At 65.3% G+C, this 16,098-nt stretch carries 16 protein-coding genes and 1 pseudogene; 8 read left to right on the forward strand and 9 right to left on the reverse strand.

Annotation, left to right across the window (positions count from 1 at the left end; all coding sequences use genetic code 11):
- Nucleotide 1: 1 nt before the first annotated feature.
- Together HNP55_RS15985 and HNP55_RS15990 are read right to left on the reverse strand one after the other, a co-directional pair.
- Nucleotides 2–1,075, reverse strand: a complete 1,074-nt coding sequence (locus tag HNP55_RS15985) for a LacI family DNA-binding transcriptional regulator (protein ID WP_348648717.1) — start codon at nucleotides 1,073–1,075, stop codon at nucleotides 2–4.
- Between the two features lie 267 nt (nucleotides 1,076–1,342).
- On the reverse strand, nucleotides 1,343–4,942 hold the full coding sequence (locus HNP55_RS15990; RefSeq protein WP_184301423.1) for an indolepyruvate ferredoxin oxidoreductase family protein: 3,600 nt from the start codon (nucleotides 4,940–4,942) through the stop codon (nucleotides 1,343–1,345).
- Between the two features lie 125 nt (nucleotides 4,943–5,067).
- On the opposite strand from HNP55_RS15990, the gene HNP55_RS15995 reads away from it, so the two are divergent.
- Nucleotides 5,068–5,538 carry an Lrp/AsnC family transcriptional regulator gene (locus HNP55_RS15995; protein WP_124453351.1) on the forward strand — a complete coding sequence of 157 codons (471 nt, stop codon included), beginning with the start codon at nucleotides 5,068–5,070 and terminating at the stop codon, nucleotides 5,536–5,538.
- 263 nt (nucleotides 5,539–5,801) lie between these two features.
- Here HNP55_RS15995 and HNP55_RS16000 read toward each other — a convergent pair whose 3' ends face one another.
- The 4 genes and pseudogenes from HNP55_RS16000 to HNP55_RS16015 form a co-directional block, all read right to left on the reverse strand.
- Nucleotides 5,802–6,149 carry a hypothetical protein gene (locus tag HNP55_RS16000; RefSeq protein WP_184301426.1) on the reverse strand — a complete coding sequence of 116 codons (348 nt, stop codon included), beginning with the start codon at nucleotides 6,147–6,149 and terminating at the stop codon, nucleotides 5,802–5,804.
- Nucleotides 6,150–6,184: 35 nt separating this feature from the next.
- Nucleotides 6,185–6,472 (reverse strand): hypothetical protein, encoded by a 288-nt coding sequence (locus tag HNP55_RS16005; RefSeq protein ID WP_184301428.1) that lies wholly within the window; start codon nucleotides 6,470–6,472, stop codon nucleotides 6,185–6,187.
- Nucleotides 6,473–6,748: 276 nt separating this feature from the next.
- Nucleotides 6,749–6,922: a hypothetical protein gene (locus tag HNP55_RS16010; RefSeq protein WP_184301431.1), complete on the reverse strand. Its 174-nt coding sequence runs from the start codon at nucleotides 6,920–6,922 to the stop codon at nucleotides 6,749–6,751.
- 144 nt (nucleotides 6,923–7,066) lie between these two features.
- Nucleotides 7,067–7,282, reverse strand: a pseudogene (locus HNP55_RS16015) (YceI family protein); the annotation flags it as partial.
- 126 nt (nucleotides 7,283–7,408) lie between these two features.
- Between HNP55_RS16015 and HNP55_RS16020 the strand changes: the two are divergent.
- Both HNP55_RS16020 and HNP55_RS16025 read left to right on the forward strand, forming a co-directional pair.
- The gene (locus HNP55_RS16020; protein WP_184301436.1) at nucleotides 7,409–8,110 is read left to right on the forward strand and encodes a helix-turn-helix transcriptional regulator; all 702 of its coding nucleotides are present in this window, start codon (nucleotides 7,409–7,411) and stop codon (nucleotides 8,108–8,110) included.
- The gene (locus HNP55_RS16025) at nucleotides 8,107–8,652 is read left to right on the forward strand and encodes a DUF6036 family nucleotidyltransferase (RefSeq protein WP_184301438.1); all 546 of its coding nucleotides are present in this window, start codon (nucleotides 8,107–8,109) and stop codon (nucleotides 8,650–8,652) included. Before HNP55_RS16020 ends, HNP55_RS16025 begins: the two co-directional genes overlap by 4 nt.
- Nucleotides 8,653–8,696: 44 nt before the next feature.
- Here HNP55_RS16025 and HNP55_RS16030 read toward each other — a convergent pair whose 3' ends face one another.
- Nucleotides 8,697–9,287, reverse strand: a complete 591-nt coding sequence (locus tag HNP55_RS16030; RefSeq protein ID WP_184301441.1) for a YceI family protein — start codon at nucleotides 9,285–9,287, stop codon at nucleotides 8,697–8,699.
- Nucleotides 9,288–9,436: 149 nt separating this feature from the next.
- Between HNP55_RS16030 and HNP55_RS16035 the strand changes: the two genes are divergently transcribed.
- The gene (locus HNP55_RS16035; RefSeq protein WP_184301443.1) at nucleotides 9,437–10,267 is read left to right on the forward strand and encodes a glutaminyl-peptide cyclotransferase; all 831 of its coding nucleotides are present in this window, start codon (nucleotides 9,437–9,439) and stop codon (nucleotides 10,265–10,267) included.
- 2 nt (nucleotides 10,268–10,269) lie between these two features.
- On the opposite strand, the gene HNP55_RS16040 is transcribed toward HNP55_RS16035, so the two are convergent.
- A complete protein-coding gene (locus tag HNP55_RS16040) occupies nucleotides 10,270–10,608 on the reverse strand; it encodes a zinc ribbon domain-containing protein YjdM (RefSeq protein ID WP_184301446.1) in 339 nt (112 codons plus the stop codon).
- A 105-nt stretch (nucleotides 10,609–10,713) separates the two neighbouring features.
- On the opposite strand from HNP55_RS16040, the gene HNP55_RS16045 reads away from it, so the two are divergent.
- The 4 genes from HNP55_RS16045 to HNP55_RS16060 are packed head-to-tail and all read left to right on the forward strand — an operon-like array spanning nucleotide 10,714 to nucleotide 14,339.
- On the forward strand, nucleotides 10,714–11,550 hold the full coding sequence (locus HNP55_RS16045; RefSeq protein WP_184301448.1) for a class I SAM-dependent methyltransferase: 837 nt from the start codon (nucleotides 10,714–10,716) through the stop codon (nucleotides 11,548–11,550).
- Nucleotides 11,551–11,570: 20 nt separating this feature from the next.
- Entirely contained in the window at nucleotides 11,571–12,431 is an 861-nt protein-coding gene (locus HNP55_RS16050) for a Rossmann-like and DUF2520 domain-containing protein (protein ID WP_184301451.1), read from the forward strand.
- Between the two features lie 29 nt (nucleotides 12,432–12,460).
- Nucleotides 12,461–13,615, forward strand: coding sequence for a sensor domain-containing diguanylate cyclase (locus HNP55_RS16055; RefSeq protein WP_184301453.1), 1,155 nt, complete (start codon nucleotides 12,461–12,463; stop codon nucleotides 13,613–13,615).
- A gap of 22 nt (nucleotides 13,616–13,637) precedes the next feature.
- Entirely contained in the window at nucleotides 13,638–14,339 is a 702-nt protein-coding gene (locus HNP55_RS16060) for an HPP family protein (protein ID WP_184301456.1), read from the forward strand.
- Between the two features lie 4 nt (nucleotides 14,340–14,343).
- Here HNP55_RS16060 and HNP55_RS16065 read toward each other — a convergent pair whose 3' ends face one another.
- The gene (locus tag HNP55_RS16065; protein ID WP_184301459.1) at nucleotides 14,344–16,092 is read right to left on the reverse strand and encodes an ABC transporter substrate-binding protein; all 1,749 of its coding nucleotides are present in this window, start codon (nucleotides 16,090–16,092) and stop codon (nucleotides 14,344–14,346) included.
- Nucleotides 16,093–16,098: the final 6 nt, after the last annotated feature.

Here is a 16,098-nt window from a genome sequence, read left to right on the forward strand (position 1 = left end):
ATCAGGCCGCTGTCTTGCTGCCGGCCTTGAGCTTGGTGGGCAGGCGCGAGGTCTGACGCTGCACCAGCTCGGTGGGCAGCAGGGTGGGCAGCACGCGCTCGCCCCCCAGCTGGGCCAGCAAGGCCTGGACCAGGGCCTGTCCGGCCGCTTCGATGGGCTGGCGTATGGTGCTCAGCGGCGGCTGGTAATGCACGGCCAGGGCGATGTCGTCATAACCGACCACGGCCACGTCCTCCGGCACCCGCCGGCCGTGGCGGCGCAGGGTGCTGATGGCCGTCATCGCCACCAGATCGCTGGCGGCAAAGAGGGCGTCCAGGGCCTGGCCGCTTTGCAGCAAGGCATCCATATCGCTGGCGATGGCGGTGCTGATGAAGGGCACGGGCCGGCACAGCTCGGGCGCGGGCCTGAGGCCGCGGCGCTCGTGCGCCTGCAGATAGCCTTCGTAGCGCTGCGAGATCTCGGGCAGGCTGGGGTCGCCCAGGAAGGCGATATGGCGCGCGCCCTGCGCCAGCAGATGCTCGGTGGCCAGGCGGCCGCCTGCCAGGTTGTCGCTGCCCACGGTGCAGTAGAGCTGCTGGGGCAGCTTGGCGCCCCAGACCACCAGGGGCACGCGGCGCAGGGCCAGGGCATTGAGCTGGTCGTGGTGATGCCACTGGCCGATCAGGATGATGCCCAGGGCCCGGCCGGTCTGGTAGGGCAGGCCGGCGCGGTCCAGATGCTCGGCATCCACCCGCGAGAGCAGCATGTCAAAACCCTGGGCGGTGCAGGCGTCGGCGATGCTGCCGATCAAGGACAGGAAGAAGGGGTCCGACAGGCTTTGCCCGGTGGCGGCCTCGTGCGGCACGATCACGGCGATGGTCTTGCTTTGCTTGAGGCGCAGGTTCTGCGCGCCCACATTGACCGAGTAATTCAGCGAGGCGGCCAGCTCGGCCACGCGGGCGCGGGTTTTCTCGTTGACCAGGGGGCTGCCGGCCAGGGCGCGTGAAACCGTGGAGACCGCCACGCCCGCCAGGCGGGCAATATCGGCCATCTGCGCGCGGCCTGGGGCGGGGTTGTGCTGGGGTTTGCTCGTCACTCGGGGGCTGCGCCCGCAGCCGCGGGCGGGTATCGCTCAAATCAGTTTTTCAGTATAGGGCTGGGCTCTTTGCCCGAAGGGGGCGGCGCGGGTAAGTCCGGGGTGCAAACGGTTGTGTTTGGGCGATGTCCAGCGAATTGCCGCGAACCGCGGGTGTTTTCCCGAGGGAGTTTGGGCTCAGCAAGCGGCAATGAAAAAGCGCTCTTCGGTGACCCGAAGAGCGCTTTGGCGCAGCGGCCGAACCTGGCTCAGCTCAGGGCCTGGCGATCACAGCTCCGCCACACCCTTGATGCGGCTGGCGCCGGCCTGGGGCATGGCCACCGGCTTGCTCTCCACGGCGCGGCCGTGGAAACGGTCCAGCAAGTCCTTGCACTGTGCCCGGGCGCTGACGACATTGGCCAGCTTGACGTGGCCATAACCGCGAATCGTCTCGGGCAGGCGGGCCAGCTTGAGGGCCAGCTCCAATCTGTCCTTGGCGTTCTGGGCCGTCAGGTTTTGCAGCAGCTCCTCGATCAGGGCTTCGTAGTCGCGGATCAGGCCGCGTTCCATGCGGCGCTCCTCGGTCTTGCCGAAGATATCGAAGGCGCCGCCGCGCAGGCCCTTGAACTTGGCCATCAGCTTGAGCGCCTGGAAGGTCCAGGAGCCCAGCTCGATTTTCTTGACCCGGCCGTCCTGGCCCGGTTTGGCCAGCAGGGGTGGGGCCATGTGGAAGCTCAAAGATTCCCAGTTGTCGAACTGGGCCTTCATGCTGGCCTCGAACTTGCCGTCGGTGTAGAGGCGGGCGACCTCCCACTCGTCCTTGATGGCCAGCAGCTTGGCGTAGTAGCGGGCCACGGCCTTGCTCAGGCGCTCGGCCTTGCCGGCTTCGCCCAGCTGAGCCTCAGCCGCGCGCACCTTTTGCACCAGATCGGCATAACGCTTTGCGTAGGCGGCGTCCTGGTAGGCCGTCAGATGCTGGACGCGGCGGGCGATCAAGCCCTCGGGGCCGTCCAGCTTGTCCTGGCCCAAGAGCAGCTGCACCTTCTGCGGCTGGGGGCCGCTCAACCGGGCCAGGGCCTCGGGCGCGCCCATCGCCAGCCGACCCAGGGCAAAGGCGGTCTTATTGCCTTCGACCGCCACGCCGTTCAGCTCGATGGCGCGCATCAGCGCCGCCTCGCTCAGCGGGATCAGGCCGCGCTGCCAGCAAGCACCCAGCATGATGATGTTGCTGGGCATGGTGTCGCCCATCATGGTTTGCGCAATCGCCTGGGCGTCGATGGTGGACAGCAAGCTGGCCTCATTACCCACCGCATGCAGCATCTTGGCCAGCAGGGATTCGCCCTGCAGATTGGCGTCGGGGTTGCGCACGAAGGCGGCGGTAGGCAGCTCGTGCGTATTGGCCAGGATGACGGTGCGGCCGGGCTTGACGGTGCCCAGGGCATCGGGCGAGGCCCCCACCACCTTGTCGCAGGCCAAGAGCACATCGGCCTGCTGGGTGTCGATGCGCACCTGGTTGAGCAGCTCCTTGCTCGGGGCCAGGCGCACAAAGCTCAAGACCGAACCGCCTTTTTGCGCAAAGCCCATGAAGTCCAGCACCGAGGCCTGCTTGCCTTCCAGATGGGCCGCCATCGAGACCAGCGCCCCCACGGTGACCACGCCGGTGCCGCCCACGCCGGTGACCAGCAAATCAAACGGGCCCGTCCAGTCCCAGGTGGCGGGCGCCGTCAGCGCCGCCACTTCACGGCTCAGGTCCTGGGCCGTGAAGGCCGCACCCTCGCGCTTCTTCAGCTGAGCACCGTGCACCGAGACAAAGCTGGGGCAGAAGCCGTTGATGCAGGAGAAGTCTTTGTTGCAGCTGCTTTGCTCGATGGCGCGCTTGCGGCCGAAGTCGGTTTCCACCGGCACGACGGACAGGCAGTTGCTGGCCTGGCCGCAGTCGCCACAGCCCTCGCAGACCTGCTCGTTGATGAAGATGCGCTTGGGCGGGTCGACAAATTCCTTCTTCTTGCGGCGGCGGCGCTTTTCGGCGGCACAGGTCTGGTCGTAGATCAGGACGGTCACGCCCTCGATCTCGCGCAAGTCGCGCTGCACCGCATCCAGCTCGCTGCGATCGTGAAAAGTGGTGCCGGCCGGGAAGAGGCCGTGATGATCCGCATACTTTTCAATCTCATCGGACACCACCACCAGCTTCTTCACGCCCTCCGCCTCCACCTGGCGGGCGATCTGGGGCACGCTGGTGGATCCGTCCACCGGCTGGCCGCCGGTCATGGCGACGGCGTCGTTGTAGAGAATCTTGTAGGTGATATTGGTCTTGGCCGCGATGGCCTGGCGGATCGCCAAGTAACCCGAGTGGTAGTAAGTGCCGTCGCCCAGGTTCTGGAACACATGCTTCTCGGTCGTGAAGCGCGAGGCGGCGGCCCAGTCCACGCCCTCGGCGCCCATCTGGATCAGCCCCGAGGTGCCGCGCTCCATCCAACTGGCCATGAAGTGGCAGCCGATGCCGGCCAGGGCGCGCGAGCCCTCGGGCAGCTTGGTCGAGGTGTTGTGCGGGCAGCCCGAGCAGAAATAAGGCTGGCGGCGCACGCCGTCGGCGGCGTTGCTGAGCAGGCAGGGGGTGAGGAAGTCGCGCACCAGCTCCTGGCGGTCCAGCGCGGGCGAGAGCCGCGCCAGCCAGCGGGCCACCGTGCTCATGATGCGCGAGGGGCGCAGCTCGCCGATGGCGCTGAGCACCGGCTGGCCCAGCTCATCGGTCTTGCCGATGACGTGGGGGCGCTGGGCGTCGGGCAGGTGGTAGAGCAGTTCCTTGATCTGGCGCTCCACCACCGGGGCTTTTTCTTCGATCACCAGGATGTCGCTCAGGCCCTGGGCGAAGGCGGCCATGCGCGTCGCCTCCAGCGGGAACACCAGGCCCACCTTGTAGACCCGCACGCCGGCGCGGGCCAGGTCCTCGGTGCTGAGGTCCAGGCGGCGCAGCACTTCCATGAAGTCGTAATGCGCTTTGCCGACGGTCACGATGCCCAGCTTGGCCTGGGGGCTGGTGACGATGTGCTTGTCGATGCTGGCGTTGAGCTGGGCGAAGGCGCGCACGGCGGCGAACTTGTGCTCCAGGCGCGACTCCAGCTCCAGCGAGGGCAGGTCCACGGCGCGGATGTGCAGGTCCACCGGCGGTGTGTGATCGGGCGTCAGGAACTCGGTCTGGATGGTGTCCAGATCCACCGTCATGCCCGACTCCACCACTTCCGAGATGGCCTTGAAGCCCACCCAGGTGGAGGAGAAGCGGCTCAGCGCCCAGCCGTAGAGGCCGAACTCCAGATACTCCGCCACATTGCCCGGATGCACGATGGGCATATGCCAGGCCTGCAGGGCCAGATCGCTCTGGTGCGGTGTGCTGCTGGAGACGCAGCCATGGTCATCGCCGCACACCACCAGCACACCGCCTAACTTCGAGCTGCCGTAGACATTGCCATGTTTGAGCGCGTCGCCCGAGCGGTCCACACCCGGGCCCTTGCCGTACCACATGGCAAACACGCCCTCGGCCGTGCGCTTGGGGTCCAGGGCCACGCGCTGCACGCCCAGGCAGGCGGTGGCGGCCAGGTCTTCGTTGATGGCGGGCAGGAAGTTGACCTTTGCAGCGGCTAGGAACTTCTTGGCCTTCCACAGCTGCTGGTCCACCATGCCCAGTGGCGAGCCGCGATAGCCCGAGACGAAACCGGCGGTGTTCAGCCCGGCTTTCTCGTCCTGCGCTTTTTGCGCCAGCAGCAGGCGCACGATGGCCTGCGTGCCGGTCAGGAAGACCGCGCCGCTGGTGGCGGCCAGGTTGTCGGAGAGCTTGTAGGGACGCAGCTCGGGCGGGGTCGGCTGGCTTGTGGAAGCGTTGCTGGCTGACATGGACGGTCTCCGTCTAATTTTTTCGAAAGTAGCCGGGGATTTTTGTGCAGATGCGGCGGAGATACTTACTCCGTTTACCCAAAATCCGGCAGTCAATGAGAGAATTTCTCTCAAAGGTGGACTTAATGGATAGTGAACGTTTCGACCGCGCGACGCGCCAGATTCTGGAGGCCTTGCAGGCCGACAGCCGGCAGAGCACCCAGGCCCTGGCCGACAAGGTCGGCCTCTCGGCCACGCCGGTGTGGCGGCGCATCAAGGAGCTGGAAGAAAGCGGCGTCATCCGCCGCCATGTGGCCCTGGTGGACCGCGAAAAGCTGGGCCTCAATATCTGCGTGATGGCTAACGTCAGCCTGGTGCGGCATAGCGAGGGCGCGGTCGAGCAATTCGAACGCCTGGCCCTGGCCAGCCGCGAGATCATCGAGTGCTATGGCATCACCGGCGAGGCCGACTACGTTATCAAGGTCGTGGTGCCGGATATGAAGGCCTACGACCTTTTTCTGCAGTCTCAGATCTTCAAAATCCCCGGCGTGTCCAGCGTGCGCAGCAATGTGGTGCTGAGGGAGGTGAAGTATGAGACGGCCTTGCCGGTGGGGTGACCGTTGGGTCTTGGCGTGGAAATCGGTGGGTGTCAAGGCCGCTGGTTCTTGGTGTCACGACTTCATGCTCTTTGTAACGCGATTGGTAGGTGCCCCTCCCGCATTCAGGTGTGCCTGTTTGACAGGCTGGGGAGCAATGCAGTCCGTCAACAGACGGCTGACTGAGACCCCTCAAGTAGCAAAACATCTCAAAAAAGCCAGTCAGGGTTACCTGACTGGCTTTGTGTGCGGGACTTCTGAATGGGCTTAAGCCCACCTCAAGGTCAAGCAGCTTTCTTCAGCTTTGTCGACGGAGATTTCCGCGCCGGCATTTTCTGTATGGCCTCTTGCTCCGCTACGCGCTGTTTGAGTAGATTTTTCATCTCACATTCTACGAAGCGGGTGAGTATTTGCCGCACCAGCGGTTGGTAGCCAATGCCATTGAGTTGCCCTAGAGCCTTGAGGTTTTCGATCAGACTTTTTTGCAGCCGGATAGAGATTGGCTGCAGTTCCAGCGCAGCGTCAATTTCGTCTTCGTGGTCAGTGGCGATCTTGGCGTGGGCGGCGTCGGCGCCCAATTGTTCGGTTTCCCAAGCCTCAACGGTGCCTGCTATTTTGGCAGCGTGTTGCATAGTCTCTCCTGAGTGGGTAGCGGGGTACAGTTCTTTCAAAACGCCTTCTTGTTATACAGGTCAATGGCCTGCTGGCTCGGGCGAAAAGCCGTCTTAATATCGATTATTTTCGTTGCCGGATCATAGACAAAGCACACTTTAAGAATGATCCCGTAGTCAGTCTGCGCGATGAACCACCGAGTCACCGGATTCGTTTTGTGCTCCTCGCGATCATCTATCAAGTAGCGGCCTTCACGATTGGCGAAGCACTGCATGATCTGAACTTCAGTCACACCGTGTTTGACCTTCAGCTTCTGTCGAACCTCGGGTGAAACGAAGAACATCCTTGCCTACCTTCCTTCCGTTGAGGATATGCATTGTATATACACAATGCTATCCCGTGGGCATGATGCCCTGTAGGGGACTACCTCTATTTGACGAAGGACGTCGACGATTTCAAGGAACTGCGAAGTCACAAACGATTTTTTTGGAGCTAGTCCGAACAGTCGGTGCATCAGATGACGGACAGCGAGACCAAAGTTATCCGCTCGCCCGCCATTGAGGCCAGGGAGCGCAACGGCCTACAGCAGTCACAGTTCGCGGCGCTGCTCGAAATGTCGTTAGGTCCCCGCAGGACTGGAAAAGGGCCGCCAAGAGCCAAGTGGCGCAGCGCGCACATTGCTTGCCAAGTGCTTCGGCATCGGCCGCAGCATTCGATCACTTTCGGCGCGGTCGAGGAAATCTGCTACGTAGTTGCGGAGTTCATCGCCCTTGCGCTTCGGCAGGTTTTTCATGCTTGACCCTCACTCATTCACTCACTCGCCCAGTAAGCAAGCAGCTGTGAGGGCCAGAGGCGGCGAATGCAAGGCTGCGACGACCTGCTTCGCATAGCTATTCCAGAGGGCATATTGACCGAGCCAGGGTCGACTCGCCCTCAATCACTCCCTCGCCACCGCCTCCACCTGAATCCGCAGCTTCACCTCCATCTTGAAGCCCCAGTCCTTGCCCGCGCTCAGGCCGAACTCGTCGCGCTGGAAGCTGCCGGAAGCGTCGGCGCCGCAGAACTCGCGTTTAAGCATGGGGTGGGGCATGTACTTGAGTTGGCGGATCGTCAGGGTCAGGGGCCGGGTCTGGCCGTTCAGGCTCAGCTCGCCGCGTTCAACAGCCATGCCCATGCCTGGAAGGGCATTGGCAGCCGAGATGAACAAGGTCAATGCGCATTTTGTGAGTAGTCTTATAAATTAGACAAAGAATTATATTTTGGCTATTATTTTAGACAAATGATCAACCAAATCACCACCACCAGCGTTTTGGAGCGGCAGCTGCTGCTCCAGTTGGGGGATCGCCTCAAGCAGCACCGGAAGGCGAGGCGCATGGGCACGGTTGAAATGTGCGAGCGCGCTGGGATCTCGCGCATGACGCTGGCTGCCATTGAAGGCGGTAGCCCGAGCCCTTCGCTGGGCAACTATGTGCGCGTGATGTCGGTTTTGGGCCTCAGCGCTGAGCTGGCGCTGTTGGCTGGCGACACACTCCAACCTGCGCCGGCAGGCTCTGCTGCAGCCAGATCCACTCGTGAGCGCCCCGAGGTGAGCATCCAGGTTCGCGCCGGGCACGGTGGACGCAGCATTCAGGAGTTGCAGAGCTTGGTCTTGCACGAGGCCGCGGTGCAGGCGATTGAGCGCGACCCCGCCTTGCTCGGCAAGGCAAAAGCCACCCTGGATGTTTGGATGGGCCAGGCCCCGGAGTCGCGCTCGATGTCGCTGTGGATGGAGTGGCAAACGATCCTGGATCACCGTCGGTTTAAACGGGTACTTGGCTGGACGCAGCGTGCCAAGGAATTGCGCCAGGCCTCGCCGCTCGTCACCATCCTCACTGACAGTGAGCGCCAGAGCGTGCTCAGCCAGGTGCGCGGCTTGAAGGCGGGCGTGGTTCTGGGCAACCCGGGGGGCTTCGGCGATGAGCCGATGGCAGGCCAGCCATGACAAGAGAACAGCTCGAGCACATCATCCGCGCAGCTGGGCGGATCACGAACGAGTACGAGTTCGTCATTGTTGGCAGCCAGTCTTTGCTGGGTGCGAAGCCCAATCCCGGCAGCGAGTTCACGGCCTCCATGGAGGCCGACATCTACCCACTTCATGCACCGGAAAAGTCCCACGACATTGACGTGCATATCGGGGAAGGCTCCAGATTCCAGGAGGTCTATGGCTACTACGCCGAAGGCGTGGATCCCTCGACCGCAAAGCTGCCATCCGGCTGGATGGATCGCGTGCACAAGGTGCAGAACGAGAACACCGACCTCTTCATCGGGTATTGCATTGACCCTCTCGACCTCTTTTTGGCCAAGGCCTATGCGAGTCGGCCTAAGGATCGAGACTTCTGCATTGCGATGCTGAAGCACGGCTTCGTGCAACTCGGCAAGGCGCTTGAGCATGCCGACGCGATGCCTCTTGATGCTGAAGAAATGCGCCGGCTGCGTGCGACGGTCCGGCGGTGGGCGAAGGAAGTCCCTGCCGCTTCGGGTTGAGCGTGCCGCTGGCTGCGCTAACCTGACGACTCACCCCCATTCGTTCACTCCCTCGCCACCGCCTCCACCTGTATCCGCAGCTTCACCTCCATCTTGAAGCCCCAGTCCTTGCCCGCGCTCAGGCCGAACTCGTCGCGCTGGAAGCTGCCGGAAGCGTCGGCGCCGCAGAACTCGCGTTTGAGCATGGGGTGGGGCATGCACTTGAGTTGGTGAATCGTCAGGCTCATCGGCCGGGTCTGGCCGTTCAGGCTTAGTTCGCCGACGAGCTGGGTGGGCACCTTGTCTTTGCCGCCGCCTTCAAAGCGGCCTTTGAAGTTCGCGCTCGCGTCCTTCTTTTCCGCCAGATTGAAGAAGTCCTTGCCGGTGGCCCAGGTGTTCATCGCGGGCAGGCCGAAGTCTATGCTGCTCAGGTTCATCGTTACCTCGACGCTGCCGCCGCCGCTGGCCTTGTCATAAACGATGCTGCCGGCGTTCTTGTTCAGCTTGCCGCGCCAGAAGGACATGCCCATATGGTCGGCCTCGAAGCTGGGGTAGGTGTGGGTGGGGTCGATCTCGTAAGTCACCGGCGCGGCCAGCGCGGTCTGCGAGGCGGTGGCCAAGGCGAGCAGGGCAGGGGCGAGGTGGCGGGATTTCATCGTGTTCCTTTGTGGGTGAAGAGTTTTGGCAGTATCGCCAAACCCTCGACGATCAAGCGGGCTGGTTTTCGACAATTGCTCAATCGACTCCACGTAAAGTCTCGGCTGTTTGCCGCCTCTCGCTCCGCCCAGACCTCAGGGACTTTTGCATGTTTTTTGCCCGCTTCTCGTTTGACCCGTCGCCACCGCGCTCGCGCCCTGGGCTGCTCATAGGCCTGAGTCTGCTGACGGCTATTTTTGCCTCGTCCAGCGCGCTGGCCCAGAAGAGCAAGCCGGCCCCGCCGGTCTATGGCTACCAGGTCGTTCACAGCTACCCGCACGACCCGGAGGCCTTCACCCAGGGCCTGGTCTACAAGAGCGGTTATCTGTACGAGAGCACGGGGCTGCAAGGCCAGTCCACGGTGCGCAAGGTGGACTTGCAAACCGGCCGCGTTCTGCAGCAGGCGGGCCTGCCCGATGCCTTGTTCGGCGAGGGCATCACGGTGTGGGAGGAGCGCCTGATCGGCATCACCTGGCAGTCACAGTTTGGCTATGTGCTGGATGTGCAGAGCTTCAAGCCGCTGGCCCGCTTCAGCTACCCCGGCGAGGGCTGGGGCCTGACGCATAACGGCCAGGAAATCATCATGAGCGACGGCACGGCGGAGCTGCGCTTTCTGGACCCGAACAATCTGCGCGAGCTGCGCCGCCTGCGCGTTAGCGCGGCGGGCAAGCCGGTCACGCAGATCAATGAGCTGGAATGGGTGGAGGGCGAGGTCTGGGCCAATATCTGGCAGACCGACCGCATCGCCCGCATCGATCCCAAGAGCGGCCAGGTCACCGGCTGGATCGATCTGAGCGGGCTCTTGAGCGCGGCCGAGCGGCGGCAGAGCAATGCCGATGTGCTCAACGGCATCGCCTACGACCCGCAGACCCGGCGCATCTTCGTCACCGGCAAGCTGTGGCCCAAGCTGTTCGAGATCAAGCTGCGGCCAAAGCCCTGAATTCAAGTCTTTTTGATGAACTCGGCCTTGAGCAGATAGCCCTGGCCATCGATCTTGCAGTCCACCGGATGGTCGCCGGGCACCAGGCGGATGCTCTTGATTTTTGTGCCTTGCTTGAGCACGCTGCCGCGCACCTTCAGGTCCTTGATCAGGATGGCGGAGTCGCCGTCGGCCAGGAGCTGGCCGTTGGCGTCTTTCAGCACCGGGGCGGTTTCTTCGTCCGCTTCGCCGGCTGCGCCATCGGCCGCCCATTCATGGCCGCAGTCCGGGCAGATGAAGAGGGCGCCGTCCTGGTAGGTGTTTTCAAGCGTGCAGACGGGGCAGGCGGATGGGGTGGACATGCGGGGTACTCCTTGGGCTGGGCCGACAATGTAACGCATGCCTTTCGTCAGGGCCTGGCGGCAGCGGCCATACTCCGGCCTTCGTTTCCCAACAGAGGATTGCAGATGCGAACCAGCTTTTTTCTGAGCGGCCTGTTCTTGGCCGCCGGTCTTTCCTCCGCTGCCGCCATGGCCCAGCAAGCGCCCGTGGTGGTCGATGCGGCCTTGCAGGCGGCAATCGCCGGTGCCCAGCGCACGCCCGCCTTTGTGGCCCGCGACGGCTGGCGCCACCCCGGCGAGACCCTGAGCTTTTTCGGCATCAAGCCCACGCAGACGGTGATCGAGCTCGCGCCCGGCGGCGGCTGGTATACCGAGATCCTGGCGCCCTATCTGCGCGAGCGCGGCCGCCTGATCCTGGGCGGTGACGACCCCGAGTCCAGCCAGGCCTATTACCAGCGCAGCGCAGCCCGCATGAAGGAAAAGTTAGCCGCCACGCCCGCCGTCTACGACCGGGTGCAGCTGGGCGTGTTCAACCCCGCCGCGGGCAAGCTGGCCTTGGCGCCGGCCGGCTCGGTCGATCTGGTGCTGACCTTCCGCAATATCCACAACTGGGTGAGCCTGGGCGATGCGCCCACGGCGGCCGTGTTCAAGAGCGTGTTTGACACGCTCAAGCCCGGCGGCGTGTTCGGCGTGGTGGACCACCGCCGCCCGGCCGCCCAGGAGCAGGACGCCAAGGCCAGCAGCGGCTATCTGCACCAGGCTTATGTGATCCGCCTGGCCGAGCAGGCCGGCTTCAAGCTGGCGGCCAGCAGCGAGATCAATGCCAACCCCAGGGACAAGGCCGATCACGAGGGCGGCGTCTGGGCTCTGCCGCCCACCTTGGGCAATAAGGAAAAGGACAAGGAGCGCTATCAAGCCATCGGCGAGAGCGACCGCATGACGCTCAAATTCGTCAAGCCCTGATCGACGGGAGCGCAGTCCCGATGGCCTATCCAAGCATCGCCTTCATCGGCGCCGGCCGCCTGGGCCAGACCTTGGCCCTGGCCCTGGCCCGGCGTGGCGAGCCCTTGCGGGCGATTGCCTCGCGCCGGCCGGCCTCGGCCCAGGCCCTGGCGGCGCAGATCCCGGGCTGCCAGGCCCTGAGTGCCGAGCAGGCGGTGGCCGCGGCGGAGCTGGTGTTTCTGAGCGTGCCCGATGACGAGATCGCCGGCCTGGCGCAAGCGCTGCCCTGGCGCGCCGGCCAGGCGGTGCTGCATTGCAGCGGTGCCACCGAGCTGGCCGCGCTGGGGCCGGCCTTGGCGGCGGGCGCGGCGGTGGGCGGCTTTCATCCGCTGCAGATATTTTCCGACCCGCAGCAGGCCCTGGGCCTGCTGGCCGGCAGCACGGTGGCGATCGAGAGCGCCGATGCGGGCCTGCAGGCCGAGCTCTTGCGCCTGGCCGGGCGGCTGGAAATGCGGCCGCTGAGCCTGCCGCCGGGTGCGCGGGCGGCCTATCACGGGGCGGCCAGTTTTGCGGCCAGTTTCATCTTGTCTTTGCTGGACGAGGCGGCCGAGGTCTGGGCCCGCCTGGGCCTGCCGCGCGAGCAGGCCTTGCCGGCCCTGCTGCCGTTGGCGCAAGGCACTTTGCAGGCGGCGCAATCGCGCGGCCTGGCCGGCGCCTTGTCCGGCCCCATCTCGCGCGGGGACTGCGGCGTGGTCGCCGCCCATCTGCAGGCCTTTGATGGCCTGGGCGAGGCGCATGGCCGCTTCTACCGCGAGCTGGCGCGGCGCCAGCTCGATCTTGCCGCTCAGGCTGGGCGTTTGGATGCCGCCACATTGGCGGCCTTGCGGGCCTTGTTGAGCTGAGCCAGCTGCGCCCGGTTTTAGAATGGGGCATGAAACTTGACGTGCCGACACTGTTTGTCGCGGTCACCCTGCTGTCCCTGCTGACGGCCGTCTGGGTGTGCGTCATGGCCTGGGGCCAGCCCTCGCGCGAGGCTTTGTGGGCCTGGGGCGCCGCGCTGCTGAGCTTTTTTGCCGGCAATCTGCTGTTTGCCCTGCAGGGCCATGCGCCCGATCCCTTGCCGCTGATCAGCGGCAATCTGGCTTGCGCGGCCTCCCTGGCCTTGATGCAGCTGGCGCTGTGGCGCTTTCAGCTGCGCAAAGGCCTGGGCTTGCGGGGACTGCTGCCCTTGGCCCTGGTGCCGCTCTTTGGGCTCTTGTTTGCCAACCAGCAACGGGTCTTGCTGGGCTTGTTCACGCTGCTCTTCGTTGTGCAGATCGGCCTGATCCTCGGTGCCCTGCTGGACCCCGCGCAGAAACAGCATGGGCGCGGCCGCTACATCCTGCTGATCACCTTTGGCGCCGTCGAGCTGATGCTGCTGGCGCGCCTGCTCGCCGTCGTGCTGGGCTGGGAGCGGGTCGGCAGCGGGGTGGAGCTGGACCAGTGGCAGGCCATGGTGTTCATCGCGACGCTGGCGGCCGTCATCAGCGTGACCCTGGGCTTTGTGTACATGATCATGGAGCGGGCCGAGCTGCGCAATTTCGAGCTGGCGATGAAGGACATGCTCACCGGCCTCTCCAACCGCCGCGCCATCAGCGACCAGTTGCATGCGGCGGTGGCGCGGGCGCAGCGCCAGGGGCAGTTGCTCTCGGTCTTGATGATGGACATCGACCACTTCAAGCGCATCAACGACAGCTACGGCCATCAGGCCGGCGACCGGGTGCTGCACGGCATCGCCCAGACCCTGAGCAGCCGCCTGCGTGCCCAGGACCAGATCGGCCGCTTCGGCGGCGAGGAGTTCCTGGTCGTGCTGCCCGATACCGGGCTGGACGGCGCCCTGATCCTGGCCGAGGCCTTGCGCGCCGCGGTGGAGGCCACGCCCACCCAGTGGGGCGTGCATAGCATCGCGGCCACCATCAGCATCGGCGTGCGCGGCGGGGTTGTCACCGGTGCCGACACGGCCGATGGCCTGGTCGGCGCGGCCGATGCGGCCATGTACCAGGCCAAGGCGGCCGGGCGCAACCGGGTTGAACAATCAAGCCGCTAGGGCTGAGCAGGAGGCGCAGGCTATGTTCACGGTATACGGTCTCAACGGGCGGGTTTATAGCGGGCCGCTGGAGGGCTTGCGGGCGCTGGAGCCGGTGCAGGCGGTGGCCCGGGTGCGGGCGCTGGCGCCGCTGTCTTCGACGCTGGAAACGGAGGCGCAGGCCGAGGCCGGCGTGCTGCGTGCCGAGCCTAACCCTGAATCCCATCTGATGGCGCTGGGCAGCCCGGAGCCGCGCCCGCGCGACGCCCTGGCCGCCTATGCCAAGGCCCAGGCCCGGGTGCTGCCCGACGAGAAACGGCAGCCGCTGCGCCTGGTGGAGGAGTTGATGAGCCGCAGCCTGGTCACCGTGCCCGCCGCGGCCTCGGTGGCGCAAGGCCTGCGGCTGCTGAGTCAGGCCAGGGTGGGGCAGGCGCCGGTGCTGAATCTGCATGGCCGCCTGGTCGGGCTTTTGCTGCGCGGCGATCTGCTGCCGGTGCCCGACGAGGTGGAGGACGCCCAGGCCTGGTCGGCCTGGTTCGCCCGGCCGGTAGGCGATGTGATGTGGTCGCCCGTGCCCAGCGCCCATGTCGACACACCCTTGCGCGAGGTCGCCCAGGCCTTGCTGGACTTCCGCCTGCCGGGCATGCCGGTCTCCGACGAGAAGGGCGAGCTGCTGGGCTTCATCTCGCGCAGCGATATGCTGCGCGCGCTGACCCGCGAGCCGCCGCTGGAGCTGTGGAGCTAGCAGCTTATGCGCCCGGCAGCCATAGCTTGCGGAAATCCATCCACCCGCAGCGGGCCAGCGCCACGCCGCCGAGTTCGGGGGCATGCGTGAGCTGTTGCAGCACATGCCGCATGGGTAGGAACGCGCCGGCCAATGCCAAGCGCCGGAAGGCTGACTCCATCGCGGCAAGGCGTTGAGCCGGCAGGGCCTCGGCCGCCGTGGCTCGGCATATCGTTGCCAGTGATTTGCGCAAGGCTGGCGGCAGCCAGGCATGGAAGCCGGCTTCACCCGACAGGGCGCTGTATTGGCCGAACTCCATATCGTCCCCCAGCACCTCGCCCGCCACGACCAGATCGGCCGGTCCATGCCAGACACCGGCCGCAAACTCGGGCGCTGACACCACTTCGAGGCGGACCGAGCTACCCGCCGCCTCGCAGGCCTCGATCACGCGGCGCGCCAGGGCGATGTGCTCGTCCAGCTCATAGGTGAACATCAGCAGCTGCCGGGGCAAGGGGGGCGCTGCCGGCGGACGCGGGTCGGGCCTGAGCAAATGCTGCCAGGCAGGCAGCCAGGCCCGGGCCGGCCGAAAGCGTGTGCCTGGCGTCGTGCCAGCCACATGGCTGCGCAGCCAATGGCCGATGGCGCAGCGGGCCGCTGCCGTGGCAAAGGCGGGCCTGGAGGGCTTGAGCAGCACAAAGTCGCAGCCTTGCTCGGCCTGCTGCAAGACCTGCCAGCGCTTTTGTTGGCCGGGGTGGGCTTGGGTCGATTGCTGGCCCAGCTTGATGTCAACGGCAGGCATGGCGCTGCCCGCCGGCACCACCCACAGATCAATCTGATCCAGCAAGGGCCGTATGCCCCAATAACCCTCAAAAGCCTGTAGCGTCGCGCGATGCTCGTTATTGCGCAGCAGGCGAAAAGCGCCCGCCCCTATGGGCAGCTGGGTAAAGTCTGGCCTTGCCCAGTCGCCCTCGGGCAGGATGGCGCAGGCATGGTGGGCCAGGCGGTGTGGCAGCAGATGATCCGGACTGAGCAACTGCAGATCCAGCCTTTGTCCCTTGCAGGCAATGTCTTGCAAATGGCTCATCAGCGCGCGATGCGGGCCGGCCGTGTCGCGCAGCCGCAGCAAGGAGGCCGCCGCATCCCGTGCGCGCAGCGGCCGCCCGTCTTGAAAGCGCAGCCCCGGCCGCAGCCACAGGCGCCAGCAACGCCCATCCTCGCGGCTTTCCCAGTGGTGGGCCAGCGCCGGGACTATGGATTCGCTGGTCAGGTCATAAGCGCTCAGGCGTTCGCAAAGCTGGCTCACCATATGGGCCTCGGTGCGCCGGGTGACGTGGATGGGATCCAGGGCATGCAGGGGCCGGTAAAAAGGCATGCGCAAGCCGCCCCCAGGGCTTGCCCCCAAGAAGGCCGGCAAGGCTTGCTTGACACGCGAACGCGCCGCCGGCGGCAGGCCCCGGAATGCGGCCTCGACCCGCCCGTCCTCCAGCAACTGCTGCAATTGCAGAACACGCAGCGCGCCGGGATCCTGGTGCAGCGTCAAGGTGGACAGCCGGCCGCGCCCGCGGCTCGGTGTCCAGCTGAGCCAGGTTTGCGCCTGCATGCGGGCCAGCAGCAGGCGGGCATTGCGCTCACCGCAGCAAAGGCGTTCCGCCACGGCGCCCAAGCTCAGCGAGGCTGGCGAGGGCAGGCCTTCGGCCAGGCGGATGTATTGCTCCCGCAGCAGTGATGGGGCGGCCGGCGGCGCGGGCTTGGGCTTGCTGGCGGTCATGCGCATGGGTGT

Origin of the sequence: Roseateles oligotrophus (genome assembly GCF_014204525.1) — a bacterium.
Lineage (GTDB): Bacteria > Pseudomonadota > Gammaproteobacteria > Burkholderiales > Burkholderiaceae_C > Paucibacter_A > Paucibacter_A oligotrophus_A.